The sequence below is a fragment of the Streptomyces sp. GL_140 genome (assembly GCF_057834465.1).
In genome coordinates, this window is record NZ_CM174404.1 from 5,544,985 (window position 1) to 5,569,907 (window position 24,923).

Here is a 24,923-nt window from a genome sequence, read left to right on the forward strand (position 1 = left end):
TCGGTGGGGGCGGCTAGCCTTTTGAGGTGTCCGTGCGTCCGCCCGTCCAGCCCGTCCTCACCGATCCGGAGCAGCTCAAGGAGCTCCTCGGGATCCCCTTCACGCCCGAACAGATGGCCTGCGTCACCGCCCCGGCGGCCCCCCAGGTCATCGTGGCCGGCGCGGGCTCCGGCAAGACCACCGTCATGGCCGCCCGCGTGGTCTGGCTGGTGGGCACCGGCGCGGTCGCACCCGAGCAGGTCCTCGGCCTGACCTTCACCAACAAGGCCGCCGGCGAGCTCGCCGAGCGCGTACGGGGGGCCCTCGCGCGGGCCGGCATCAGCGACCCGGACCCCTCCCCGGCCGAGGCCGACTCCGCGGGCGGCGAGCCGCGCATCTCGACGTACCACGCCTTCGCCGGACAGCTCCTCAAGGACCACGGCCTGCGCATCGGCCTGGAGCCCAGCGCCCGGCTGCTCGCCGACGCCACCCGCTTCCAGCTCGCCGCCCGCGTGCTCCGCGAGGCCCCCGGCCCCTACCCCTCCCTCACGAAATCCGTCCCCGACCTGGTCAGCGACCTGCTCGCGCTCGACGGGGAGCTCTCCGAGCACCTCGTGGAGCCCGAGAGGCTGCGCGCGTACGACACCGACCTGCTCTCGGTCCTGGCCGACACCAGGCTCACCAACGACGACCTGCGCAAGGTGCCCGAGGCCGTGCGCGGCCGCCTGGAACTGCTGGAGCTCACCGAGCGTTACCGCACCGCCAAGCGCTCCCGCGACCTCCTCGACTTCAGCGACCAGATAGCCCTCTCCGCACAGCTGGCCACCACCCGCCCCGAGGTGGGCGCGCTGCTGCGCGAGGAGTTCAGGGTCGTCCTGCTCGACGAGTACCAGGACACCTCGGTCGCCCAGCGGCTGCTGCTGTCCGGGCTCTTCGGCGGGGGCACCGGGCACGCCGTGACCGCCGTCGGCGACCCCTGCCAGGCCATCTACGGCTGGCGCGGCGCCTCCGTGGCCAACCTCGACGACTTCCCCGAGCACTTCCCGCACGCGGACGGCCGCCCCGCCACCCGCTTCTCGCTCAGCGAGAACCGGCGCAGCGGCGGCCGCCTCCTCGACCTGGCCAACGAACTCGCCGCCCCGCTGCGCGCCATGCACGAGGGCGTCGAGGCGCTGCGCCCCGCGCCGGGGGAGGAGCAGGCCGGCTCGGTGCGCTGCGCACTGCTGCAGACCCACGCCGAGGAGCTCGACTGGCTCGGCGACTCGGTGGCCCACCTGGTCCGCACGGGTACGGAGCCGCGCGAGATCGCCGTACTGTGCCGCTCCGCCGGGGACTTCGCGCGGATCCAGGCGGTCCTGGTCGAGCGTGACGTTCCCGTCGAGGTGGTCGGCCTCTCCGGGCTCCTGCACCTCCCCGAGGTCGCGGACCTCGTCGCCGTCTGCGAGGTCCTCCAGGACCCGGGCGCCAACGCCTCGCTGGTCCGGCTCCTGATCGGTCCGCGCTGGCGGATCGGCGGGCGGGACCTGGCGCTGCTGGGCCGCCGGGCGCGCACGCTGATCGCCCGCACACCGTCCGGGTCCGGGGACGAGGGAGCGGACCGGCTGGCGGCCGCGGTGGAGGGAGTGGACCCGTCGGAGGTCGTCTCCCTGGCCGACGCCCTGGAGAGCTTCCTGGACGGCGCCGGCCAGGGATCCGCCGGAGCCCCGGACGACCTGCCGTTCTCCGCGGCCGCCCGGGTCCGCTTCGCACACCTGGCACAGGAGCTGCGCGACCTGCGGCGTTCGCTCGCCGACCCGCTGATGGACGTACTGCACCGGGTGCTGTCCACGACCGGCCTCGACGTGGAACTGGCCGCGTCCCCGCACGCGCTGGCGGCCCGCCGCCGGGAGACCCTGTCGAGCTTCATGGACGTGGCGGCCGGCTTCGCCTCCCTGGACGGGGAGGCGTCCCTGCCGGCCTTCCTGGCCTTCCTGCGCACGGCGGCCCAGTACGAGAAGGGCCTGGACCACGCGCTGCCGGGCGGGGAGAACACGGTCAAGGTGCTCACCGCCCACAAGTCCAAAGGCCTGGAGTGGGACGTGGTCGTGGTTCCCGACCTGTGCGCGGGCTCCTTCCCGAAGGAGAAGGCCCCGGAGGCCTGGACCTCGTACGCGAAGGTCCTCCCGTACGACCTGCGCGGCGACGCGGCCACCCTCCCGCCGCCCCCGGAATGGACCTCGCCGGGCCTGCGCTCCTTCAAGGCCGCCCTCAAGGCGCACAAGGCCGTCGAGGAGCTCCGGCTCGGGTACGTCACCTTCACCCGGCCCCGCTCCCTCCTGCTGGCCTCGGGCCACTGGTGGGGTCCGACCCAGAAGAAGCCCCGCGGCCCGTCCGCCTTCCTCTCCGCCCTCCACGACCACTGCGCCTCGGGCCACGGCGAGATCGAAGCCTGGGCCGACACCCCGGAACCCGACGCGGAGAACCCGGCCCTGGCTACGGACGCCACCCCGGACCACTCCTGGCCCCTGCCCCTGGACCCGGACTCGCTGACCCTGCGCCGCCGGGCGGCGGCCCTGGTGGAATCCCACCTGGCCACCGCCGCGCACGCCCCGGACCCGGTCGCGGATGCTGCCGACGACTACCTCTGGCCCCCGGACTGCGAGGACCCGTCCTACGACGAGGAACCCCCGGAGCCGGAGGACCTCCGGCCGGACCCGGACCCGGAGTCCTGGCCGGAGGCCGAGGCACGCCCGGCCGCGGGCGCGACCCCGCAGGGGGTCCGGGGCGCAGCCCCGGTTTCGGGAAGGGGCGGGGTGGGGGAAGAGAACGCCCGCACCCCGGCCCCGGACGACCTCTGGCCGGAGGCAGAAGGCTGGGCCCCCGCCCCCGCCCCCGGCCCCGCCCAAGGAACCGCCGGACCCACCCCCGAGGAGGCCCGCACCATGGCCTCCTGGGACCGGGACCTCGACGCTCTGGAGGGCGAGCTGCGCCGTGCCCGCGCGGCCGTCCGTGACGTGGAGCTGCCCTCCGCGCTCTCCGCCAGCCAGCTGCTGCGCCTCGCCGCCGACGAGCAGGGTTTCGTGCGCGACCTCGCCCGCCCCATGCCCAAGCCCCCGCAGCCCGCGGCGCGTCAGGGCACCCGGTTCCACGCCTGGGTCGAGGCCCGCTTCGACGAGCTTCCGCTGCCGCAGCTGGACCTCCTCGACCCCGTCACCGAGCTGCCCGGCGCCGGCTCCGACCAGGACATCGCGGACGAGGCCGACCTCGACTCCCTCAAGGCGGCCTTCGAGCGCAGCGAGTACGCCGACCGGACCCCGTACCGCATGGAGGTGCCGGTCCAGCTGACCCTGGCCGGCCGGGTGATCCGCGGTCGGATCGACGCGGTGTACCGCGACGGCGACGGCGGCTTCGAGATCGTCGACTGGAAGACCGGCCGCACCACCGACGCCGACCCGCTCCAGCTCGCCGTCTACCGCCTGGCCTGGGCGGAAGCCACCGGAACCCCGCTCTCCGACATCACCGCGGCCTTCCTGCACGTCCGCAGCGGCCGCGTCATCCGGCCGGGCAACCTCCCCGGCCGGGCCCGTCTTGAGCGGATCCTCCAAGGCAAACCGGACACGGAAAGTGACCATCGAACGGACGGTTAGGCTCGTGGGCATGAGCGACACCCCGGCGGACAGCGTCGTCCGCACGTACATCGACACGCACCGCGCGGCCTTCCTCGAAGACCTCGCCGACTGGCTCCGCATCCCTTCCGTCTCGGCCCAGCCCGAGCACGCGGACGACGTGCGCCGCAGCGCCGACTGGCTGGCCGCGAAGCTCAAGGAGACCGGTTTCCCGGTCGCCGAGGTCTGGACCCCTTCTGATTCGAAAACGGGGGCCGGCGCGCCCGCCGTCTTCGCCGAGTGGCCGAGCGCGGATCCCGCCGCTCCCACCGTCCTCGTCTACGGGCACCACGACGTGCAGCCCGCCGCCCTCGCGGACGGCTGGCACACCGACCCGTTCGAGCCGGTCGTCAAGGACGGCCGGATGTACGGGCGGGGCGCCGCCGACGACAAGGGGCAGGTGTTCTTCCACACCCTGGGCGTCCGGGCCCACCTCGCCGCGACCGGCGCCGCGGCCCCCGCCGTCAACCTCAAGCTCCTCATCGAGGGCGAGGAGGAGTCCGGTTCCCCGAACTTCCGCGCCCTCGTCGAGCGCGAAGCGGCCCGCCTCGCCACCGACATCGTGATCGTCTCCGACACCGGCATGTGGTCCGAGACCACCCCCACCGTCTGCACCGGCATGCGCGGCGTGGCCGACTGCGAGATCGACCTGCACGGCCCCGACCAGGACATCCACTCGGGCGCCTTCGGCGGTGCCGTGCCGAACCCGGCCACCGTCGCCGCCCGCCTCGTCGCGGCCCTGCACGACGCCGACGAGCGGGTCACGATCCCCGGCTTCTACGACAACATCGCCGAGCTCACGGACGCCGAGCGCGAGCTGATCGCGGAGCTGCCGTTCGACGAGGCCGAGTGGCTCCGTACGGCCAAGTCGTACGCGGCTTCGGGCGAGGCCGGCTACTCCACGCTGGAGCGCGTCTGGGCCCGTCCGACCGCCGAGGTCAACGGCATCGGCGGCGGCTACCAGGGTCCCGGCGGCAAGACCATCGTGCCCGCCTCGGCGCACCTGAAGCTGTCGTTCCGCCTGGTCTCCGGGCAGGACCCGTACGAGGTCGAAGCGGCCGTCAAGGACTGGGTCGCGGAGCGCGTCCCGGCCGGAATTCGGCATTCCATCACCTTCGGCGCCCCCACCCGGCCCTGCCTGACCCCGCTGGACCACCCGGCGCTGCAGTCGGTGGTCCGGGCCATGGGCCGGGCCTTCGGCCAGAAGGTGCGCTTCACCCGCGAGGGCGGCTCGGGACCGGCGGCGGACCTCCAGGACGTGCTGGACGCCCCTGTCCTCTTCCTCGGAATCTCCGTACCCTCCGACGGCTGGCACTCGCCGAACGAGAAGGTGGAGCTCGATCTGCTGGCCAAGGGCGTCGAGACGACGGCGTACCTCTGGGGCGACCTGGCCGCCCACTGGAAGCCGGCGTCCGGCTGAAACACCGTAGAAGCCCTGCCACCGCACACCCGTCCTGCTGAGCCTGCCCGTGTCCTACCACCGGGGGAGTTGGAAGTACCCGTGAGCACCCATATCGAGCCCGAGCGCCCGATCTCGCTGGCCGCGCCGAGCGGAATCGACCGCGAGGCCCACCACCGCCTCGACGAGGCGTGGCTCGCCGCGGCCTGGAGCCACCCGACGACCCGGGTCTTCGTCGTCTCCGGCGGCCAGGTCCTGATCGACGACACCCCCGACGGCGGCACCGCCATCGTGATGACCCCGGCCTTCGAGGCCCCGGTCACCGAGACCCACCGGTACTTCCTGGGCACCGACGAGGACGGCGTACGGTACTTCGCGCTGCAGAAGGACTCGCTGCCCGGCCGCATGGACCAGTCGGCGCGCCCCGCCGGACTGCGCGAGGCCGGGATGCTGCTCTCCCCGCGGGACGCCGGACTGATGGTGCACGCGGTGGCGCTGGAGAACTGGCAGCGCATGCACCGCTTCTGCTCCCGCTGCGGCGAGCGCACGGTGGTCGCGGCCGCCGGGCACATCCGCCGTTGCCCGGGCTGCGGCGCCGAGCACTACCCGCGCACCGACCCGGCGGTGATCATGCTGGTCACGGACGACCAGGACCGCGCGCTGCTCGGCCGCCAGGTGCATTGGCCGGAAGGCCGCTTCTCCACCCTGGCCGGGTTCGTGGAGCCGGGCGAGTCGATCGAGCAGTCCGTCATCCGCGAGGTGTGGGAGGAGGCGGGCGTCAAGGTCGGCGAGGTCGACTACGTCGCCAGCCAGCCCTGGCCGTTCCCGTACAGCCTGATGCTGGGCTTCACGGCGCGCGCCGTGACCTCCGAGATCACGGTCGACGGCGAGGAGATCCAGGAGGCCCGCTGGTTCTCCCGCGACGACCTGCGCACGGCGATCGAGGCGGGCGAGGTCCTCCCGCCGGCCGGAATCTCCATCGCGGCCCGGCTGGTCGAGCTCTGGTACGGCAAGCCGCTGCCGAGGCCGACCGCGTAAGTCACGTCACAGCAGAAGGCCCCCGCCGAGGCGGGGGCCTTTCTGCACGTGGATCGCGCGATCAGACGGCGAGGGCCTGCTTGACCTGGGCCAGGCTCGGGTTCGTCATGACCGACTCGTTGCCCGCGGAGGACTTCACGAGGACGGTGGGAACGGTCTGGTTTCCGCCGTTCGCCTTCTCCACGAACGCCGCGGACTCGGCGTCGAGCTCGATGTTGATCTCGTTGTAGGCGATGCCTTCCCGGTCCATCTGGCTCTTCAGCCGACGGCAGTAGCCGCACCAGGTCGTGCTGTACATCGTGACCGTGCCCGCGTCCTGCATGCTGCGCTCTCCATCCGTGGGGTGCTCGTGGGTCCGAGTAGTCGAACGTACGGGACGGCGCGGCCATTCCCGGGGGCCGGACCGGGCTCGGCGACCGGGCTGCGCGATGGGCTGGGCGACCGGCTCCGGTATGAAGAAAGCAGGCGCCCTGTGGACGGTTTTCTCTCCCTCCCCTGCAGACCTGGCAGCATGGCGGGGTGACATCAGCAACGCACTCCTCATCCTTCACGGCCGGCGCCGACTCGGCCGACGCGGTGCTCCTGGGCCTGGACCCGGAGCAGCGCGAGGTCGCGACGACCCTGCGGGGGCCGGTGTGCGTGCTGGCCGGTGCGGGTACCGGCAAGACCCGGGCGATCACCCACCGCATCGCCTACGGGGTCCGCTCCGGCCAGCTCATGCCGGCGAGCGTGCTGGCCGTCACCTTCACCAACCGCGCCGCGGGCGAGATGCGCGGCCGCCTGCGCCAGCTCGGCGCCGGCGGGGTGCAGGCGCGCACGTTCCACTCCGCCGCTCTGCGCCAGCTCCAGTACTTCTGGCCCAAGGCGGTCGGCGGCGAGGTGCCCCGGCTGCTGGAGCGCAAGATCCAGTTCGTCGCCGAGGCGGGCGCGCGCTGCCGCATCCGGCTCGACCGGGGCGAGCTGCGCGATGTGACCGGCGAGATCGAGTGGGCGAAGGTCACGCAGACGGTGCCCGCCGACTATCCGGCGGCAGCCGTGAAGACCGGCCGCGAGGCCCCCCGGGACCTGGCCGAGATCGCCCAGATCTACGGGATGTACGAGCAGCTCAAGCGCGACCGCAACATGATCGACTTCGAGGACGTGCTGCTCCTCACCGTCGGCATCCTGCAGGACAGCCCCGTGGTCGCCGACCAGATCCGCTCCCAGTACCAGCACTTCGTCGTCGACGAGTACCAGGACGTCAGCCCGCTCCAGCAGCGGCTCCTGGACCTCTGGCTCGGAGACCGCGACAGCCTGTGCGTGGTCGGCGACGCCAGCCAGACCATCTACTCCTTCACCGGCGCCACCCCCGACCACCTGCTGAACTTCCGCACCAAGTACCCGCAGGCCACCGTGGTCAAGCTGGTCCGCGACTACCGCTCCACCCCCCAGGTCGTCCACCTCGCCAACGGGCTGCTGAACCAGGCCAAGGGCCGGGCCGCGGAGCACCGCCTGGAGCTGATCTCCCAGCGCGAGACCGGCCCCGACCCGGTCTATGCCGAGTACCCCGACGAGCCCGCCGAGGCCGAGGGCATCGCCGTCCGGATCCGGGACCTGATCGCGGCCGGAGTCCCGGCGGGCGAGATCGCCGTCCTCTACCGCATCAACGCCCAGTCCGAGGTCTACGAGCAGGCCCTCGCCGACGCCGGAGTCCCGTACCAGCTGCGCGGAGCCGAGCGCTTCTTCGAGCGGGCCGAGGTGCAGAAGGCGATCCTCGCCCTGCGCGGTGCCGCCCGCTCCGGCGGCAACGACCCGCTGCTCGACGACATCGTGGAGCTCGGCCCCCAGGTCCGGGCCGTGCTCAGCTCGACCGGCTGGACCCACGAGCCGCCCGCCGGCTCCGGGGCCGTCCGCGACCAGTGGGAGTCCGTGGCCGCGCTGGTCCGGCTCGCCGAGGACTTCGCCCGCGCCCGGCCGACCGCCACCCTGGCCGACCTCACGATCGAGCTGGACGAGCGCAAGGCCGCCCAGCACGCCCCGACGGTCCAGGGCGTCACCCTCGCTTCGCTGCACGCGGCGAAGGGCCTGGAGTGGGACGCGGTGTTCCTGGTCGGCCTGACCGACGGCATGATGCCGATCACCTATGCGAAGACCGACGAGCAGGTCGAGGAGGAGCGCCGGCTGCTCTACGTCGGCGTCACCCGGGCCCGGCTCCACCTGACGCTCTCCTGGGCGCTCTCCCGCACTCCGGGCGGCCGGGGGTCCCGACGCCCCAGCCGCTTCCTGAGCGGCCTGCGACCGGGCTCCATGGCCCCGGGAAGCGCGCCGGAGGGAGTGGTCCGCAAGCGCGGCCGCCGCGGACCGGTCCTGTGCCGGGTCTGCGGCAAGACCCTGATCGAGGCCGGCGAGCTCAAACTGATGCGTTGCGAGGACTGCCCGTCGGACATGGACGAGGGGCTCTACGAACGGCTGCGCGACTGGCGCGCCGTCCAGGCGAAGGACCAGGGCATGCCCGCCTACTGCGTCTTCACGGACAAGACGCTGATGGCCATCGCGGAGGCCGCGCCCTCGCAGGACGGGGAGCTCGCGATGATCTCTGGAGTGGGCGCGCGCAAGCTCGAGCGGTACGGCGCCGACGTGCTGGCCATCTGCGCAGGTGAGGACCCCGAAGGGCAAGATCCTGACGACGCGTAGAAACTCGTCGGAAAAATAGTTTGCACATGCCCAGCGAATCCCCATAGGTTCTTAGCAACGGAAACGGTGGCTTCTCCGAAGCCCCGGATCCGTGCTGTACTTATCCGAATACGCATGGGACCAGGCCTCCGGGCCGAGTCCCCGAGACGCCGAGAGGAGGCGAGACCAGTGACCAGCTTCATGACCATCACCAAAATGACCGATCGCTCGGTTGCCGCTTCCTGCACGCTCGGCTCCTCCACGCTCCTTCCGCTCACGGGTACCGGTCTGTCCGCGATTTCCGCCGGCAACCCTGCCCTGGCCAGCGCCGGCGCGTCCGTCGCGCTGAGGGCCAGTGAGCGCAATGAGCGACCGACCGAGGCACCGGTGGCAGTACTGGCAGCAGAAGCAGGGGCGCATGGCGCCTATGCCTTTGCGGCCGCAGCCGGTGCCGGTGCCGCCAGTGTCGGATTCAAGACGCAGCAGTCGAAGCAGTCGAAGAAGCAGCAGCACCACCTGATGTGGGCCTTCCGCGGGCTCGAACCCTGGAGTGATCCAGCCTGATCGCATGATCAGGCCGGCGCCTTCAGGGCCGCGGAACCCCACCCGGGATCCGCGGCCCTTCTGTTTGTCCCGAACAGGGACGACGGAGCGAAGGGGCCTCGGGACTGGCAAGTCCAGTCGGTGTGACGAGGTAGCCCAGCCGCCCCCGGCCGACCGGCCGGAACGACTAGACGAACAAGACGAGGAAGAAACCACCGTGCAACTCGAAGCGCACGCCCCGTCCGTACCGAAGACCCAGACCCTCTCCCCGCCCGCAGTCCCGGAGGACTCCACCTTGACTCCCCTCACCGCGCTCACCGCGCTCGACGACGCCATCGAGAACCTCGGCGTACCCGTCGCCTGCCGTACCTACGACCCCGAGGTCTTCTTCGCCGAGTCCCCGGCGGACGTCGAGTACGCGAAGTCCCTCTGCGGCACCTGCCCGCTGGTCGAGGCCTGCCTCGCCGGTGCGCTCGAGCGCCGCGAGCCCTGGGGTGTCTGGGGTGGCGAGCTCTTCGTCCAGGGCGTGGTCGTGGCCCGCAAGCGCCCCCGTGGCCGTCCGCGCAAGAACCCGGTTGTCGCGGCATGACCGCCAACGGAACCATCGACCGCCCCCTGACGCACGACCCCCTGAAGCAGGCCCTCATGTCCCCCCACGCCACCACGAGCGAGCAGCCGCACGGCTCCGCCACCGCAGACTTCATCACCGCCGGCGCGATCACCTCGCGTCAGAACAGGACCCGCGAAATGCAACTCATCCCAGAAGCCATGGCTCGTGCCCATATGGCCGACCGTATGCGTGAGGTCGACGTCGAACGTCGCGCCCTGCGCGTGGTCGCCGCGCGCCGCATGCAGCGGCGAGCCGAGCGCGTCTCCATGCGCGCCCGGCGCGCGCTGGCCATGGCCGTCATGAACTAGGACCGCCACGGCTGCCGAGGGCAGCCGGAGCAACTTTGAAACACCGCCCGGGGGGACCGGTCCGAACGGACCGGTCCCCCCGGTGCGTTGCGGAGCGCCGTCGCCCAAGGCAGGGGCGGCGGGGATATCGTCTGGAGGTGGACCAGCCGAATTCCCACCCGGACACGCCGGGTTCCGAGGACCCGCCCGTCGTCTGCGCGCGCTGCGGCGCCCAGGCCCCGGCCGGCCCCCCGCCCACCTGGACCTGCTCCGTGGAGAACGGGACCAGACAGTACTTCTGCGTCGACTGCGCGCGGGCCAACCTCCGCGCCATCGAAGGCCGCCTCGACTCCGCCTGGTGGTGAACCGGCCCGCCCGGACCCGGCCGGATCGGTCCCGACCGACCCGGCCCCCGGGCCCGCTCAGTCCTCGTCGGGCAGGAACCCCGGGAGCCAGGACTCCAGTTCGTCGCGGAGCCGGACCGTCGCGCCCAACTGGCACAGCACGCCGATCGTGCTCAACGTCACCCGGTGGATGAGCAGGTACGACGGCGGCAGGTTGATCTGACGCCCCAACTGGTGCGCGGGAGATCGCGGATCGGCTATGCGCGCCGCCTGGCCGCGCAGCCACTGCCGGGTGAAGGTGAACTCCTCGGCCTCGGCGGGCTCGATGATGGGCTTCAGGTAGTCGAGCACCGCATCCGGGTCCAGCTCTATGGAATCCCGTACGAACCCCTCCGCGCGAAGGTGTCCGTAGACCCCCTCGGCGTCACCGTCCAGCGTCATCCGCAGTGACCTGCCGATGGGCTTGGGCCAGCCGCCCGGCAGCCGGTCGACCGTCCCGAAGTCCAGGACGCCCAGCCGCATCCGGCCGTCCGCCCCGGTGATGAGCCGGAAGTTGCCCGGGTGCGGATCGGCGTGCAGCAGCCCGGTGCGGGCGGGGCCGGAGAAGAGGAACCGGGCCAGCAGCTGTCCGGCGCCGTCGCGCTCCTCCCGGGTGCCGTCGGCTATCACCTCCGACAGCGGAGTCCCCTCCATCCACTCGGTCACCAGCACCTGGTCGCCCTGGTGCACGACCTCGGGTACGACCACGTCGTCGTCGCCGACGAAGGCATCCGCGTGCGCCTGCTGCGCCTCCGCCTCCAGCTCGTAGTCGAGCTCCTCGGCGACCCGGTCGCGCAACTCCTTGATCAGCGGCTTGATCTCTATGCCCGGGATCAACGGTCCCAGCAGCCCAGCGAACCGGCTCAGCTGCTTGAGGTCCGAGAGCAGGGCCTCGCCGGCCCCCGGGTACTGGACCTTGACCGCCACCTGCCGGCCGTCGTGCCACACGGCCCGGTGCACCTGTCCGATCGAGGCCGCCGCGGCGGGCTTGTCCTCGAACTCCTCGAACAGATCCCGCCAGTCGGCACCCAGTCGGTCCGTCAGCACCTGGTGGACGGTGGCCGCGGGCAGCGGCGGCGCGGCTTCCTGAAGCTTCGTCAACGCCGCCCGGTAGGGGCCGCCGACCTCCTCGGGCAGGGCCGACTCGAAGACCGAGAGCGCCTGCCCGAGCTTCATCGCGCCCCCCTTCAGCTCACCCAGGACGCGGAACAGCTGATCGGCGGTGCGCTGCTGGAGTTCGCGCGCGACGATCTCGGCCGACTTGCCCCCGATCCGCTTGCCGAGCCCCCAGGTGGCCCGGCCCGCCATGCCGAGCGGCAGCGCGGCCAGCTTGACGGTGCGGGTGACCGCCTTCCGGGGAAGATCAGACATGTGCCCCTCCAGTTCCCAGACAGCTGAGCCGCAAGCGGCGGTTCGGGGGGAGCCCCCGACGAACTCTCGGTCGCGGCCCCGATCGGGCCTCGACCACGACAATCCTGTCATGGCCCTCCGCGCCTCTCCGAGCCCGCTGCCATGGCCGGTTCCGGCCGGGGCCGGACGGTCGGTTCCGCTTCGGCGGGCCCATCGTGCCCGCTCGCACCACACGGACACTCGGGATGCGGCCGGACCGGGGTGGGCCGCCAGTGGAGGCCGGGCAGCGAGGCCTCCCAGCGGGTGGCCGTCGAGGCGGGGAGCTCGCCGTCGAGGAAGGACAGGGCGTGCGCCGCGGCCAGGCCGGCCACCGCCGTGGACAGCCCCAGGTCGCAGGCGGCCGAGCCCCGGCGGCGGTGGACGGACCGCCACTGGACAAGCATCCGCGGCCAGGCCGGATCCCGGTCCACCCGGTCCCGCTCCATGCACCCGGCGCACGCCGTGGCTCCGGGCAGCACCAGCGGTCCCACCAGCCCGGTCCCCTCCAGCACCCCCGCGTACAGGTGCGGGGTCCCGGTGTCGACCCAGTCCTCGGCGGTCTGCGGATCGGGGGCCCAGGACTGGAGCCCGTCCCGGGGCGCGACCACCACCAGGGCCAGCCCCGGCTCCGGCCCCTGGCTCTCCGCGGTCCGCGGCCCCCGCCCCGGGGCCGCCTCGCGGACCACCGTCCGGGCCGCTTCGGCGCGCAGCCGGCCCACGCTGCCGGGCCCCAGCCCGCCGGGCGCCACGTCCGAGGGCTGCGCGCGGCCACCGTCGAGGACCTCGACCCGGCCCACCCCGGCTCCCGCCAGGACCGAGGCGATCACCCCGCCCACCCGGCCGCTCCCGCGCACCTGGACCCGTATCCCCCGACGGGCGGCGACACCCAGTAGGTCCCCGCCCGGCTCGGGGTGGACCAGGGACAGCGAACCCAGGTCAGGGCCCAGCCGGGCCATGGCCTCCGGCCGCCCCCGCACCGCCTGGGCCCGCGGCCCGCCGACCGTGGAGTCGTCGAGCAGCCCGGCCGAAGCCAGTCGCCGCACCACGTCGTCGACCCGGCCCTCCGGCAGCCCCATCGCCCGGCCCTGCACGCGCAGCAGCTCCATGCTCCGCGTCCCGTCGATCAGGTCCAGGAGCGCACCCGTCGCCGTATCCACCGGACCGAGCACCACCGCATGGGCGGGCGTGACTCCGAATTGCACCGTCTGCAGATCCCGCCAGGCCCGCGCCAGCGCCGGCTTCATCCTCGGATACACAGTGATCCCCCCTCGTTCCCCTGACCGCACCCCGCGAGTGACTACTCGGCGAGGTTCTTCCACTACTGAGAGTAGGGAAGTTGGGAATCGGGCCGACAGCCCTGTGGACAACTCCACGGCCGAGGCGGCCCGCGGCGCGCAAATCCCCTGGCCCGGCGGTTGCCCCGAATGACAGGATCAGCCGCATGATCGAATCCTCTGCGCGGAAGGGCGGCCACCGCCCCGTCCGTTGAAGTGGCTGGACGAGGCCGTGTCCGCCGGACACGCCACGACGGCCGCCCACCCTGCCCGTGTCGCGATCCTCGACGCGCTACTGGCCGATCGCGCCGGCCCCGTAGCCGTCCGGCTGTTTCAGCTCACCCGGTCCGACGACGCGTTCGTACGCCGTGAGGCCGTGGACCTCCTGTCGTGCCCCGGGGGCAGGCGCCCGTGGCCCGAGGCCGCCGAGGCCGCGCTGGCCCTGCTCGACGACCCCGATGAAGAGGTGCGGCGCAGGGCCGCGTTCCTCGTCGTGCACGCCGGAAGCCGCGATGTCGCGCTGAGGGCTCTGGGCGAGTTCGACGATCCCTTGGTGCGTACCGTCCTCGCCGATTGGCTCCGCGGTTCCGTTGCGCACCTGCGGGACGATCCCTTGGCCTCCGTCCGCTTTCTCGCCCGCCTGGCGACCCTGAGCGGTGCTCCTGAGGAGCAGTGGCCGCCGCTCGACCGGGCGCTGTTCGCCGATGCCCCGGAGGCCGCGCGCCACCTGGACGGCGTCGGCGGGCGCTGGGGCCGGGTCCTGTGCGGGCTGGGGCGCGAGGACCACGTCTACGCCCTGGTGGCGCGGCTCGTCGCAGATCCCGCCACCAGAGACATCGGCGCCGACCTGGCCCGGGAGGCCTGTCACGGCTGGCGGGCCGCCCCGGTCGAACTGCTGCCCCTGCTGGTCCGTCACCGCGGGGAGGGGATCAGCCCGGCCATGGCCACGGCCCTCACCACCGCGTCCATCTCGGAGGCCGCCATGCGTACGCACGGCGCACTGCTCGCCGAAGCCCCCTTCACCCCGTACCCCAAGGCCCGACGGCCTTCCGGCAGCCCGCGGCCCTCGTACGACGGTGCCACCGCCGCGGCGGTGCTTCAGGCCAAGCCGATGGGCATCGGGCGACTCGGCCGTGCCCCGGAGATCTTCGGGGCCCTGCTGGACGAAGGCCCGCTGACCTTCCGGCAGGCTGCCCAGCTGTACGGCCTCACCTTCGAACGGCCCTGCCCCACGCAGGCGCAGTGCGCTCCGCTGTGGCTGCGACATGCCGGTCCCACGGTTCTTCCGCGCCTTCTCGCCCTCATGACGCCGCACATCGACGACTACACGATGGGCGAGCACTACTCGCAGGGCCTCGCACGAATGGGACGGCACGCGCTGCCCGCGCTGCCGTCACTGACGGCGCTGATCGACCGGCGCACCCGCGTACCGGTCAACGACTCCACGAGGGACGGCGAGACGATGCTGGACGAGCGCCTGCTCGCGGCCGCCGTCGATGCCCGCCGCGCGATTCTCGCCGACGCGGCTTCCCCGCCCGGGTCTCCGCCGATTTCGGACTGAGCGCCCAGTCACTCCTATCTCAGGAAAAGCAGGAATAGTCGGGGCTCTCCGGAGGGAGTTCGCGAATCGATCATGTTCGAACCCCGGAGGGGCGGGACTTCCCCCGGGGGGAGCGGGTACCGTCGTGGCGTGTCCGCCGACCCACCACAGCGCGCCGTCGAAGTCCGCCGGAGTGCGCGCCGCCGCAGGACCGTATCCGCCTACCGCGAGGGTGACCGTACGGTCGTCCTGATCCCTGCCCGGATGTCCGAGGCCGAGGAGCAGCGCTGGGTGGGGGTGATGCTCGACAAGCTGGCGGCCCAGGAGAGCAAGCGGACCCTCGGGGACGTGGAACTCACCGAGCGGGCCGAGCGTTTGTCCGAGCAGTACTTCAGCGGTCGCGCCCGCCCCCGATCCGTCCGCTGGGTCACCAACCAGAACACCCGCTGGGGCTCCTGCACCCCGGCCGAAGGCAGCATCCGGCTCTCCCACCGGCTCCAGGGAATGCCGGAGTACGTCGTGGACTACGTGCTCCTGCACGAGCTGGCGCACCTCCTCGTGCCCGGCCACGGAGCCGGTTTCTGGGAGTTGCTGGAGGAGTACCCGCGTACCGAGAGGGCCCGCGGGTACCTCGAGGGGGTCGTCGCCGCCGAGCGCCTCCCGAAGGTGCCGGCCGCCCGCGACGACGAATAGTCCCCTAATTCCCGCTTGCCCCGGATGTCGCCCACCCTGATATGTACCGGGTCGGTACCGACTTGGCCGGATGTCCGAGGTTGCCGTTAGCCTGAGCGCCACGCATTCACAGTCGGGATGGGGGACGGTCTTAGGTATGGCCAGGGAATTCCAACGCGGTCACAAGGCCAAAATCAGTGATCTGACGGCGGGCACGGACCTGTACGTGGGCGTCCAGATCGCCGGGCCCGGACTCGCCATCGACATCAGCTGCTTCGGCCTCGACGCGAACGAACAGCTCTCGGACGACCGCTACTTCGTCTTCTTCAACCAGCCGAAGTCGCCGGAAGAGTCCATTCAGCTGCTCGGCCCGCAGTCCGGTGACGCGGAATCCTTCCGGGTGACCCTGGACCGCATTCCGGCGAACATCCACAAGCTCTCCTTCGCCGCCTCGATCGACGGCGCCGGACAGATGTCGCAGATCGGACCGGGCTACATCCGCATCGTGGCGGGCGGTGAGGAAGTCGTCCGCTACTCCTTCACGGGCTCGGAGTTCAGCACCGAGCGCGCCCTGATGATCGGCGATTTCTACCTCAAGGACGTGTGGCGCTTCGCCGCCGTCGGCCAGGGGTTCGACGGCGGGCTCGCCGCGCTGCTCAAGAACTTCGGCGGCGAGGTCGCCGAGGAGGAGGAGCCCGCGCCGCAGGCCCAGGCCCCGGCCGGTGCGCCCGGCTTCGCCCCGCCGCCGCAGGCCGCCGCTCCGGCGCCCGGCTTCGGCGCTCCCGCCCAGGCCCCCCAGGCCCCCGCCCCGTACCAGGCCCCGGCTCCGGCCCCCGCGCCCTACCAGGCACCGGCCCAGACCCCCGCGCCGTACCAGCAGCCCGTCCACGCGGCCCCCACCATGGCCGCACCCATGGGCGTCCCGCTGGCACCGCCGGCCCCGGCGCCCGCGCCCTACGGCCAGGTCCCGCCGCCCACCCCGGCCCCCGCGCCGTACGGGCAGCAGCCGCAGCCCTCGTACGGCCAGGTCCCGGGCCAGCAGTCCGGGCAGTACCCCGGTCAGCCGTCCGGCCAGTACCCCGGCCAGCAGCCGCCCCCGTACGGCCAGCAGCCCCCCGGCTACGGCCAGCCCATGCAGGCGGTACCCGCCGTCGGCGCCGGGCTCGCCGCCGCCCTCCAGCCGTACAAGGAAGCCCCCACGGGCGCCCGCTGGACCCCGCAGAACAAGCAGCTCATGCGGGTGGACCTGTCGATGGGCGGCCAGGCCGTCCTCGCCCGCCAGGGCAGCATGGTCCTCTACCAGGGCAGGGTCGACTTCAGCTACAAGGGTGCGGGCTTCGCCGGCCGCATCGTCGGCAACGCCACCGGCCAGGAGATGCAGCTCATGCGCTGCACCGGCCGCGGCCAGGTGTTCCTCGCCGAGAACGGCGCCCACCTGCACGCCATCGAGCTCCAGGGCGACGGCATCTGCGTCTCCGCCGAGTCCGTCCTCGCCTTCGACGAGTCGCTCCAGCACGAGGTGCGACGCATCGAGGGCCACGGCATCCCCGGCGGCGCGCTGTTCACCATGCTCTTCCAGGGCACCGGCACGGTGATCGTCAAGACGCACGGAACCCCCGTCGTCCTGCCCGTCACCCCGACCACCTTCGCGGACAGCAACGCCATCGTCGCGTGGTCCGCCGCCTCCCAGGTGATCATTTCCAGCCAGGTCCGGCTGCGCCGCAACGCCTACCCCGGCCACAGCGGGGAAACCGTGAACCTCCAGTTCCGCGGCGCCCCCGGAAACTTCATCGTCGTCCAGCCGTACGAGGTCTGAGGGAGCCCCACATGAATGCCATGAACTCGATGAACCAGCAGCTCGCGGGCTACGCCCCGACCCCCGTCACGGCCCGCATGGAGAACCACGGTTCGGCCATGCTCAAGGTCGCCATGCAGAGCGGCCAGGACCTCTTCGCCCGCACCGGGTCGATGGTCGCCTACGAAGGCTTCGTCCAGTACGAGCCCAACCCGCCGGCCCTGCGCCAGATGGCCTCGCAGTGGCTCACGGGCGAGGGCGCCCCGCTGATGAAGTGCACCGGCGACGGCCTGCTCTACCTCGCCGACTACGGCGCGAACGTCGTCTGCATCAACCTCAACAACGACGCCCTCTCCGTCAACGGCACCAACCTCCTCGCCTTCGACGCCCACCTCCAGTGGGGCGTCGAGCGGGTCAAGGGCATGGCCAAATTCGCCGGCCAGGGCCTGTTCAACGTGCAGGTATCCGGGACCGGCTGGGTCGCCGTCACCTCCCGGGGCACCCCGATCGTGGTCGAGTGCGGCCGCGGCGAGGACGAGACGTACGTCGACCCCGACGCGCTCGTCGCCTGGTCCCCGAACCTCAAGGTCAAGGGGAAGAGCAGCTTCAAGGCCTCGTCACTGATCGGCCGGGGCAGCGGGGAGGCCTACCAGATGGCCTTCTCGGGTCAGGGCATCGTCGTCGTACAGCCCAGCGAGGACAGCACCGACCGGCTCCGGGCCCGGGGCTGAGGGGGAGAAGACACACCATGCAGAGCTCACTTTTCGCCCACGCCGAGGCGCAGTCCCAGGAGCGGTACGCCGTCCAGAACCCGCAGCTGCTGCGGGTCTCCCTGAGCGGCTCCGACGACGTGCTCGCCCGCAAGGGAGCCATGGTCGCCTACCAGGGGATCATCGACTTCGACGGCGAGTACCAGAGCACCACCCAGCACGGCGCCCGCGCCCGCACCGGTGAGGGCCTGGACCTGATGCGCTGCTCGGGTCAGGGCACGGTCTACCTGGCCAACCTCGCCCAGTACGTGCACGTGGTGGACGTGGACCAGGAGGGCCTCACCGTCGACAGCGGCTACGTCCTGGCCCTCGACTCGACCCTGCACACCGAGGTCATCGCCGTGGACAGCCAGTACGGGGTCTCCGGCACCGGCAAGTACCAGCTCAACATCACCGGCCGCGGAAAGGTCGCGCTGATGACCTCCGGGCAGCCGCTGATGATGCAGGTCACGCCGGACAAGTACGTCAACGCCGACGCGGACGCCATCGTCGCCTGGTCCACCTCGCTGCGCGTGCAGATGCAGGCCCAGACGCACTCCAGCGGCGTGTGGCGCCGGCGCGGCAACACCGGAGAGGGCTGGGAGCTCAGCTTCCTCGGCACCGGGTTCGCCCTGGTCCAGCCCAGCGAGGTGCTCCCGCCGCAGAACGCCACCATCGGGCAGGGCGCGGCCGCGCAGTTCGGCATGGGCCAGCACGGCGCCCACGCGCAGAACCAGAACAACGCCTGGAACTGACCGGCAGCAGCCGGATCAAGGCAGGAGAGGGGCGGCCCCGCATCGCGGGACCGCCCCTCTCGCCGTGCCGTGCCGGGTCAGAGACGCGCCCGGGTCGCCTCCATCAGCCGCACCACCGAGGTGTCGGCCACCGCCGCCACCTCCGCGTACGGGAACCAGCGCAGGTCCAGCGACTCGTCGCTGATCGCTTCGACCGCCTCGGCGGGCGCGAGCGCCGCGTACTGCACGTCCAGGTGCCAGTTGCACGGAGCCGGGATCGGATGCCGGTCGAGCCGCACCGGTCCGCCCTCCAGCAGCGTCAGCGCGTGGGCGATGCCGGACTCCTCGACGGCCTCGCGCAGCGCGGCATCGGTGAGCGTGGCGTCACCGGGCTCGCAGTGCCCGCCCATCTGGAGCCACATGCCCAGCTTCTTGTGCAGGGTCAGCAGCACGCGGCCGCCCACCGGGTCGATCACCAGCGCGCTGGCCGTGACGTGCCCGGCATGGCAGGGCTTGTAGACCCCGTCCGGGTGGGCAGCCAGGTGTTCCAGGTACAGGTCGCGCAGCTCGGGCTGGTCCTCGTACGACTTCAGGACCAGCACCGCGTCTTCGTGCAGGCTCACTTCTTGTCTTCGCCGTCCTGCTCGCGGCCGTCCTGGTCACCGCTCTGGGCGGCGGCCTCGCCGAGCATCTTGTCGATCTCGGAGAAGTCCAGCTGCTCGCGGTGCACGAACCCGTCCGGGTCGTCCAGGTCCGAAGCGGTCGGCAGCATGTCCGGGTGCTCCCACAGCCCGTCGCGCCCGTCCACACCGCGCGCGTCGGTGAGCGAGGCCCACAGCCGGGAGGCGTCGCGCAGCCGGCGCGGGCGCAGTTCCAGCCCGATCAGGGTCGCGAAGGTCTGTTCCGCCGGACCGCCCGAGGCGCGCCGCCGGCGCATGGTCTCGCGCATGGCGTCCGCCGAGGTCAGCCGGGGAGAGGCCGCCTCGTGCACGACCGCGTCCACCCAGCCCTCGACCAGCGCGAGCGCCGTCTCCAGGCGGGCCAGCGCGGCCTTCTGCTCGGGGGTGTCCTGCGGCTGGAACATTCCGCCCTGGAGGGCTTCCTGCAGCTGTTCCGGGTTGGACGGGTCGAGCTGGCCGACCACGTCCTCCAGCTTCGAGGTGTCGACCTTGATGCCCCGCGCGTAGCCCTCGACCGCACCGAAGAGGTGCGAGCGCAGCCACGGCACGTGCGCGAAGAGACGCGCGTGGGCGGCCTCGCGCAGCGCCAGGTACAGCCGGACCTCGTCCGAGGAGACGCCCAGGTCCTTGCCGAAGCGCTCGATGTTCAGCGGAAGCAGCGCGGCCTTGCCGACCGGGCCCAGCGGGAGACCGATGTCCGTGGAGCCGACGACCTCGCCCGCGAGGGTGCCCACGGCCTGGCCGATCTGCTGGCCGAACATGGCCCCGCCCATGGAGCGCATCATGCCGAGCAGCGGGCCCGCCATGGCCTGCATCTCCTCGGGCAGTACGCCGCCCATGGCCGCGCCGACGCGCTCGGCGACCGGGTCCACGAGCTCCTTCCACACCGGGAGGGTCTCCTCGACCCACTCGGCACGGCTCCACGCGACGGCCGTCGCGGCGCCCGACGGCAGCGAGGTGACCCCGTCGAGCCAGTGGTCGGCGAGGCGCATGGCCTCCTCGACCGCCGACTTCTCGGCGAGGCCGATGCTGGCGTCCTTCACCCCGTCCGAGGTGCCCTGGGCCACGGTCTGGCGGGCGATGTCCTTGGCCATGTCCCAGTTGACCGGGCCGCCCTCGTAGCTCAGCATCTGGCCGAGCTGCTGGAAGGCGGCACCGAGGTCGTTCGGGTTCATCGAGCCGAACATCGCGGCGAAGGGGTTGTCGGCGCCGCCCTGACCGCCGGCGCCCCCCGGCAGCCCGCCGGGCATGCCCGAGCCGAACCCGAACGGATTCGGGCCGCTCTGACCGCCCTCATTGCCCTTCTTCTTGCCTTCGTCGCCGTTCGTAGGCTCCTCGGGCGGAAGACCGAATCCGAATGGGGTGTCGCTCACGGGTTTCCTCGGCTCGTAGGGCCGCCGGTGGGTACCGGCGGGCAATGGAATCGACAACACCACCCAGCGTAGACACCAGACCCGCTTCCGGGCTCGGTGCTCCGCCGACTCCTGGGCTGCGGCAGGATGGACATCACCTGGTAGGTACGCGTCACGACGCGTCTCCTACTGAAGACAACCGCTGGAGACGCCTGGTGAGTTCCCCAGATCCGCACGCTTTGGACAAGAACGGCTCGCAAGAGCCCGCTCGCGCGCCGCAGGACGCCGAAATCCGCCCCGAGCCGGGCGACAGCGCCCAGGGCGTTCGCCAGCCGCGTAACCCGGCCGTCCGAGGACCCGTGATCGCCGTGACCGGCGCCGCGTCGGGGGTGGGCGCTGCCCTGGTGGCCAGACTGGCCGAGTCCGACGAGGTCAAGCAGGTCGTCGCGATCGACGAGCGGCGGGGGGAGTGCGCGGCCGCGCAGTGGCACCTCCTGGACGTGCGCGACCCCGCGATCGCGGAGAAGCTGCGCGGCGCGGACGTCGTGGTGCACCTGGCGCTGGACCTGGACCTGGAGACCGACCCGGCGGCCCGTACCGCGTACAACGTGCGCGGCACCCAGACCGTGCTCACCGCCGCCGCGGCGGTCGGGGTGCACCGGGTCGTGCTCTGCACCTCGGCGATGGTCTACGGGGCCCTGCCCGACAACGACATCCCGCTCTCCGAGGACGCCGAGCTGCGGGCCACCGCCGAGGCGACCGGGGTCGGGGACCTGCTGGAGATCGAGCGGCTCGGCCGCCGGGCGCCGCGCGCGCACCCCGGCCTGAACGTCACCGTGGTCCGCCCGGCGGTCCTGGTCGGCGGCACGGACACGGCGCTGACCCGGTACTTCGAGTCGCCCCGGCTGCTCGTGGTGGCCGGATCCCGGCCGACCTGGCAGTTCTGCCACGTGGAGGACCTGGTCAGCGCGCTGGAGTACGCGGCGCTGGAGAAGGTCGAGGGGGAGCTGGCGGTCGGCTGCGAGGGCTGGCTGGAGCAGGAGGAGGTCGAGGAGCTCAGCGGCATCCGCCGCATGGAGCTCCCGTCGGCCGTGGCCCTCGGCGCGGCGGCCCGGCTGCACCGGATCGGCCTGACCCCGTCCCCGGCCGGGGACCTCGCGTACACGATGCACCCGTGGGTGGTCAGCATCAGCGCGTTGCACGCGGCGGGCTGGCGGCCGCGCTGGACCAACGAGGAGGTGCTGGCGGAGCTCCTCCAGGAGGTCGCCGGACGCCACACCGTCGTGGGCCGCAGGCTGGGGCGCAAGGACGCCACGGCCGCGGGTGCCGCGGGTGCGACGGTGGCTCTGCTGGGTGCGGCCGCCGCGATTCGCGCTGCGCGGCGGCGTCGGGGGATCTGACCCCGGCGGGGTCGGGCCGGTGTCCCGGTGCGGCGCCGTTGCCGGGGGCGCTGCCCCCGGGCCCCCGCGCCTCAAACGCCGGCGGGGCTGGATTTTCCCGGTGGGGCCAGATTTCCCGGCGGGGCCGGATTTTCCGGCAGGGCTGGACCTTGCTCCCAAGCGGGTGGGGGCGGCCCTGGTGGAACGGCCATTACGCCGGGTTGGCGGGCTAGGGCACGATGGAGGTATGGCACCGCACTTCGACCACCCCGGCGAGCAGGCCGCTTCGGACCCGATCCGGCTCCTCGAAATCCGTGAGACCCCGCTCTCGATCGACGAGGTCTTCCAGGCCGTCGGCGACGACGCGACGGGCGGCACCACGCTCTTCGTCGGCACGGTGCGCAACCACGACGGCGGGGCGGACGTCGATCAGCTCGGCTACTCCTGCCACCCCTCGGCGGAGGCGGAGATGCGCCGCGTCGCCGAGCGCGTCGTGGCGAAGTACCCGGTCCGCGCCCTCGCCGCCGTCCACCGCATCGGCGACCTGGCCGTCGGCGACCTCGCGGTCGTCGTCGCCGTCTCCTGCCCGCACCGCGGAGAGGCCTTCGAGGCCTGCCGGATGCTGATCGACGACCTCAAGCACGAGGTCCCGATCTGGAAGCACCAGACCTTCGCGGACGGCACCGAGGAGTGGGTCGGCGCCTGCTGAGGCGGGCCCGGCACGCCCGTTCGGACGCGCAACACGCCCTCGATTTGCGTAACCCCCTCCCGGGCACGAGCGTTGAAGCCACCAACAACAAGTACTTCGGGGTAAGGAGGCACGCCCATGGCGGCACTGGCGTGGTTGCTGATTCCGCTGTTCGCCGCGGTCGGAGCGGCAATATGGGGCAGCTGGGCGGCACGCGACCGTACATCCGGTGACATATCCGAGCTTGCGGGCTACGCGAGATTCCGTGAAGCCATGGGCAAGGCCGAACAGACCCGGCCGAAGGCGGAAGCGCACTCCGTCGCCGACACCCTCTGAGGGCGCCGGTTCCCCGTACGGACCGGCCCCGGGGGCCGCTCGCGAGGGCCGTCCCGTACTGTCGATCCATGCCACGCCGCACTGCGACGATGCTCGCTTCCACCCTGATGCTCTTCGCCCTGCTCTGCGCAGGGGTGTTCATGAAGGTCCCGTACTCGGAGATGAGTCCGGGACCGACCGTGAACACGCTCGGGGACTCGCACGGCGAGCCCGTCCTGAACATCTCGGGGCACAAGACGTACCCGACCACCGGGCACCTCAACATGACGACGGTCCGCGTCACCGGCGCGGACTACGACATGAACCTGCTCGAGGCGGTCTACGGCTGGGCGGCCGGTGACAGCATCGTCGTGCCGCACGAGAACCTGTACCCGGACGGCAAGACGGAGCAGGAGTCCTCGCAGGAGAACGCCGAGGAGTTCAGCCAGTCGCAGGAGAGCGCCAAGGTGGCCGCGCTCAAGCAGATCGGGATTCCGGTCGAATCCCGCGTGATCGTTTCCTCGGTGGTCAAGGACAGCCCCTCCGAGGGCAAGCTGCACGCCGGTGACGTGATCAAGAGCGTGGACGGCGCGCCCGTCAACGCCCCCGAGGACGTGGCCAAGCTCGTCACCAAGCACAAGCCCGGCGAGCCCGTCGAGTTCCTCATCGTGCCGGCGGCAGCCGCCGCCGAGGCCGAGAAGGCGCACCGCGAGCCCACCGCCACCACGAAGGTCACGATCGTCTCGAGCAAGGCGGGCGCCGGGGGCGGCGCCGAGGGCCGTGCAGTCGTCGGCATCCGGGCCGGTACCGACCACACCTTCCCGTTCACGATCGACATCAAGCTCGCCGACGTCGGCGGCCCGAGCGCGGGCCTGATGTTCTCGCTGGGCATCGTCGACAAGCTCACCCCGGAGAACCTGACCGGCGGGAAGTTCATCGCCGGCACCGGAACCATCGACGACGCGGGCAAGGTCGGCCCGATCGGCGGCATCCAGATGAAGACCATCGGCGCCCGCCAGGCCGGCGCCGAATACTTCCTGACGCCCGCCGACAACTGCGCCTCCGCCCTGACCGGCGTGCCCGACGGGCTGAAGCTGGTGAAGGTCTCCACCATCGACGACGCCGTGAAGGCGCTGGAGAAGATCGGCAAGGGGGACACGGCCGGGCTGCCGCAGTGCACCAAGCCCTGACCGTGTCCGGGCGGCCCGCGCCGGGCCGCCCCTCCCGCCCAGAGACGGCCTAGTCCAGGAAGGTGGCGGCCAGCGCCTCGGCGAGCCCGGGGACCAGGGTCGCGCCGGTGAGCACCTCGTTCGCCGAGTCCTTCTCGCGCAGCCGTACGGCGGACTCGCGCGAGCCGTCGCGCAGGACGCCCACGGTCAGCCGTACCTCCTGGCGCTCCGGGTGACCGGCGACCCACTTGGCGAGCTGCTTGTCGGTGAGCCCCTCCGGTACGGAGGACTCCGCCGACGGCGGCAGCATCAGCCGCTCGACGGTCAGCGCGCAGCCGAGGATCGACGGGGGCCAGGCGATGGTTCCCAGGAACTTGTCGAGCGGGGTCCCGGCCGGGACCTCGTCCTGCTCGATCGGGGTGAGCTGGTTCTTGCCGGTGTCGTCCTGGTCGAGGCCGAGCTGGCGGGCGACTCCCGGGGCCTCCTTGCGCAGCTTGGCCGTGTCGACCAGGGCGAAGAGGCGGGCGGGCTTGTCCCAGCCGAGGGTGGAGGCGTACTCGTCGATCTCGAGGACGGCACGGGTCAGCGGGGTGGCGGCCATCGGGGTGCCGGGGGACGGCGAAAGGTTGGACATGGGCAACATCCTGCCTCC

At 72.2% G+C, this 24,923-nt stretch carries 23 protein-coding genes; 17 read left to right on the forward strand and 6 right to left on the reverse strand.

Features of this window, described 5'->3' with window-relative positions:
- Positions 1-26: 26 nt before the first annotated feature.
- From AC3IYJ_RS25830 to nudC, 3 genes are all read left to right on the forward strand, one after another.
- A complete protein-coding gene (locus AC3IYJ_RS25830; protein ID WP_489397126.1) occupies positions 27-3,605 on the forward strand; it encodes an ATP-dependent helicase in 3,579 nt (1,192 codons plus the stop codon).
- A 10-nt stretch (positions 3,606-3,615) separates the two neighbouring features.
- The gene (locus tag AC3IYJ_RS25835) at positions 3,616-5,043 is read left to right on the forward strand and encodes a dipeptidase (protein ID WP_489397127.1); all 1,428 of its coding nucleotides are present in this window, start codon (positions 3,616-3,618) and stop codon (positions 5,041-5,043) included.
- 69 nt (positions 5,044-5,112) lie between these two features.
- The gene (nudC, locus tag AC3IYJ_RS25840; protein ID WP_489397128.1) at positions 5,113-6,060 is read left to right on the forward strand and encodes an NAD(+) diphosphatase; all 948 of its coding nucleotides are present in this window, start codon (positions 5,113-5,115) and stop codon (positions 6,058-6,060) included.
- A gap of 61 nt (positions 6,061-6,121) precedes the next feature.
- Here nudC and AC3IYJ_RS25845 read toward each other — a convergent pair whose 3' ends face one another.
- Positions 6,122-6,382, reverse strand: a complete 261-nt coding sequence (locus AC3IYJ_RS25845) for a mycoredoxin (RefSeq protein ID WP_489397129.1) — start codon at positions 6,380-6,382, stop codon at positions 6,122-6,124.
- A 197-nt stretch (positions 6,383-6,579) separates the two neighbouring features.
- Between AC3IYJ_RS25845 and AC3IYJ_RS25850 the strand changes: the two genes are divergently transcribed.
- The 5 genes from AC3IYJ_RS25850 (at position 6,580) to AC3IYJ_RS25870 (ending at position 10,517) form a co-directional block, all read left to right on the forward strand.
- On the forward strand, positions 6,580-8,733 hold the full coding sequence (locus AC3IYJ_RS25850; protein WP_489397130.1) for an ATP-dependent DNA helicase UvrD2: 2,154 nt from the start codon (positions 6,580-6,582) through the stop codon (positions 8,731-8,733).
- A gap of 168 nt (positions 8,734-8,901) precedes the next feature.
- Positions 8,902-9,276, forward strand: coding sequence for a hypothetical protein (locus AC3IYJ_RS25855; protein ID WP_489397131.1), 375 nt, complete (start codon positions 8,902-8,904; stop codon positions 9,274-9,276).
- Between the two features lie 196 nt (positions 9,277-9,472).
- Positions 9,473-9,844: a WhiB family transcriptional regulator gene (locus AC3IYJ_RS25860; protein WP_214949242.1), complete on the forward strand. Its 372-nt coding sequence runs from the start codon at positions 9,473-9,475 to the stop codon at positions 9,842-9,844.
- Entirely contained in the window at positions 9,841-10,173 is a 333-nt protein-coding gene (locus tag AC3IYJ_RS25865; RefSeq protein WP_489397132.1) for a hypothetical protein, read from the forward strand. The genes AC3IYJ_RS25860 and AC3IYJ_RS25865 overlap by 4 nt, the downstream gene beginning before the upstream one ends.
- Before the next feature lie 137 nt (positions 10,174-10,310).
- Positions 10,311-10,517 carry a hypothetical protein gene (locus tag AC3IYJ_RS25870; RefSeq protein WP_489397133.1) on the forward strand — a complete coding sequence of 69 codons (207 nt, stop codon included), beginning with the start codon at positions 10,311-10,313 and terminating at the stop codon, positions 10,515-10,517.
- A 57-nt stretch (positions 10,518-10,574) separates the two neighbouring features.
- Here the strand turns inward: AC3IYJ_RS25870 and AC3IYJ_RS25875 are convergent, their stop codons facing one another.
- Together AC3IYJ_RS25875 and AC3IYJ_RS25880 are read right to left on the reverse strand one after the other, a co-directional pair.
- Positions 10,575-11,906, reverse strand: a complete 1,332-nt coding sequence (locus AC3IYJ_RS25875) for an ABC1 kinase family protein (protein ID WP_489397134.1) — start codon at positions 11,904-11,906, stop codon at positions 10,575-10,577.
- 107 nt (positions 11,907-12,013) lie between these two features.
- A complete protein-coding gene (locus AC3IYJ_RS25880; protein ID WP_489397135.1) occupies positions 12,014-13,180 on the reverse strand; it encodes a TOMM precursor leader peptide-binding protein in 1,167 nt (388 codons plus the stop codon).
- A gap of 250 nt (positions 13,181-13,430) precedes the next feature.
- Between AC3IYJ_RS25880 and AC3IYJ_RS25885 the strand changes: the two genes are divergently transcribed.
- From AC3IYJ_RS25885 to AC3IYJ_RS25905, 5 genes are all read left to right on the forward strand, one after another.
- Positions 13,431-14,759 (forward strand): hypothetical protein, encoded by a 1,329-nt coding sequence (locus tag AC3IYJ_RS25885; protein WP_489397136.1) that lies wholly within the window; start codon positions 13,431-13,433, stop codon positions 14,757-14,759.
- 72 nt (positions 14,760-14,831) lie between these two features.
- The gene (locus AC3IYJ_RS25890; RefSeq protein ID WP_489397137.1) at positions 14,832-15,431 is read left to right on the forward strand and encodes a M48 metallopeptidase family protein; all 600 of its coding nucleotides are present in this window, start codon (positions 14,832-14,834) and stop codon (positions 15,429-15,431) included.
- A 136-nt stretch (positions 15,432-15,567) separates the two neighbouring features.
- Complete coding sequence (locus AC3IYJ_RS25895) at positions 15,568-17,226, forward strand: TerD family protein (protein ID WP_489397138.1); 1,659 nt, start codon at positions 15,568-15,570, stop codon at positions 17,224-17,226.
- Positions 17,227-17,255: 29 nt separating this feature from the next.
- Complete coding sequence (locus AC3IYJ_RS25900; RefSeq protein WP_371619788.1) at positions 17,256-17,936, forward strand: AIM24 family protein; 681 nt, start codon at positions 17,256-17,258, stop codon at positions 17,934-17,936.
- 17 nt (positions 17,937-17,953) lie between these two features.
- Entirely contained in the window at positions 17,954-18,709 is a 756-nt protein-coding gene (locus AC3IYJ_RS25905; protein ID WP_489397139.1) for an AIM24 family protein, read from the forward strand.
- 77 nt (positions 18,710-18,786) lie between these two features.
- On the opposite strand, the gene AC3IYJ_RS25910 is transcribed toward AC3IYJ_RS25905, so the two are convergent.
- Both AC3IYJ_RS25910 and AC3IYJ_RS25915 read right to left on the reverse strand, forming a co-directional pair.
- Positions 18,787-19,311: an NUDIX hydrolase gene (locus tag AC3IYJ_RS25910; protein ID WP_489397140.1), complete on the reverse strand. Its 525-nt coding sequence runs from the start codon at positions 19,309-19,311 to the stop codon at positions 18,787-18,789.
- Entirely contained in the window at positions 19,308-20,741 is a 1,434-nt protein-coding gene (locus tag AC3IYJ_RS25915) for a zinc-dependent metalloprotease (protein ID WP_489397141.1), read from the reverse strand. The genes AC3IYJ_RS25910 and AC3IYJ_RS25915 overlap by 4 nt, the downstream gene beginning before the upstream one ends.
- Before the next feature lie 269 nt (positions 20,742-21,010).
- On the opposite strand from AC3IYJ_RS25915, the gene AC3IYJ_RS25920 reads away from it, so the two are divergent.
- The 4 genes from AC3IYJ_RS25920 to AC3IYJ_RS25935 all read left to right on the forward strand — a co-directional run bounded on the left by AC3IYJ_RS25920 (position 21,011) and on the right by AC3IYJ_RS25935 (position 24,292).
- Complete coding sequence (locus AC3IYJ_RS25920) at positions 21,011-22,120, forward strand: SDR family oxidoreductase (protein ID WP_489402929.1); 1,110 nt, start codon at positions 21,011-21,013, stop codon at positions 22,118-22,120.
- 226 nt (positions 22,121-22,346) lie between these two features.
- A complete protein-coding gene (locus AC3IYJ_RS25925) occupies positions 22,347-22,808 on the forward strand; it encodes a molybdenum cofactor biosynthesis protein MoaE (RefSeq protein ID WP_489397142.1) in 462 nt (153 codons plus the stop codon).
- Positions 22,809-22,925: 117 nt separating this feature from the next.
- On the forward strand, positions 22,926-23,123 hold the full coding sequence (locus tag AC3IYJ_RS25930) for a hypothetical protein (RefSeq protein ID WP_489397143.1): 198 nt from the start codon (positions 22,926-22,928) through the stop codon (positions 23,121-23,123).
- 68 nt (positions 23,124-23,191) lie between these two features.
- On the forward strand, positions 23,192-24,292 hold the full coding sequence (locus AC3IYJ_RS25935; protein ID WP_489397144.1) for a YlbL family protein: 1,101 nt from the start codon (positions 23,192-23,194) through the stop codon (positions 24,290-24,292).
- A 49-nt stretch (positions 24,293-24,341) separates the two neighbouring features.
- Here AC3IYJ_RS25935 and AC3IYJ_RS25940 read toward each other — a convergent pair whose 3' ends face one another.
- Positions 24,342-24,914, reverse strand: coding sequence for a PPA1309 family protein (locus tag AC3IYJ_RS25940; protein ID WP_489397145.1), 573 nt, complete (start codon positions 24,912-24,914; stop codon positions 24,342-24,344).
- Positions 24,915-24,923 lie beyond the last annotated feature (9 nt).

Coding starts and splice junctions, on each gene's coding strand:
- AC3IYJ_RS25835 (WP_489397127.1), top strand. CDS start 3,616: ATGAGCGACACCCCGGCGGACAGCGTCGTCCGCACGTACATCGACACG.
- AC3IYJ_RS25845 (WP_489397129.1), bottom strand. CDS start 6,382: ATGCAGGACGCGGGCACGGTCACGATGTACAGCACGACCTGGTGCGGC.
- AC3IYJ_RS25865 (WP_489397132.1), top strand. CDS start 9,841: ATGACCGCCAACGGAACCATCGACCGCCCCCTGACGCACGACCCCCTG.
- AC3IYJ_RS25875 (WP_489397134.1), bottom strand. CDS start 11,906: ATGTCTGATCTTCCCCGGAAGGCGGTCACCCGCACCGTCAAGCTGGCC.
- AC3IYJ_RS25890 (WP_489397137.1), top strand. CDS start 14,832: ATGTTCGAACCCCGGAGGGGCGGGACTTCCCCCGGGGGGAGCGGGTAC.
- AC3IYJ_RS25895 (WP_489397138.1), top strand. CDS start 15,568: ATGGCCAGGGAATTCCAACGCGGTCACAAGGCCAAAATCAGTGATCTG.
- AC3IYJ_RS25900 (WP_371619788.1), top strand. CDS start 17,256: ATGAACCAGCAGCTCGCGGGCTACGCCCCGACCCCCGTCACGGCCCGC.
- AC3IYJ_RS25905 (WP_489397139.1), top strand. CDS start 17,954: ATGCAGAGCTCACTTTTCGCCCACGCCGAGGCGCAGTCCCAGGAGCGG.
- AC3IYJ_RS25925 (WP_489397142.1), top strand. CDS start 22,347: ATGGCACCGCACTTCGACCACCCCGGCGAGCAGGCCGCTTCGGACCCG.
- AC3IYJ_RS25930 (WP_489397143.1), top strand. CDS start 22,926: ATGGCGGCACTGGCGTGGTTGCTGATTCCGCTGTTCGCCGCGGTCGGA.
- AC3IYJ_RS25935 (WP_489397144.1), top strand. CDS start 23,192: ATGCCACGCCGCACTGCGACGATGCTCGCTTCCACCCTGATGCTCTTC.
- AC3IYJ_RS25940 (WP_489397145.1), bottom strand. CDS start 24,914: ATGTTGCCCATGTCCAACCTTTCGCCGTCCCCCGGCACCCCGATGGCC.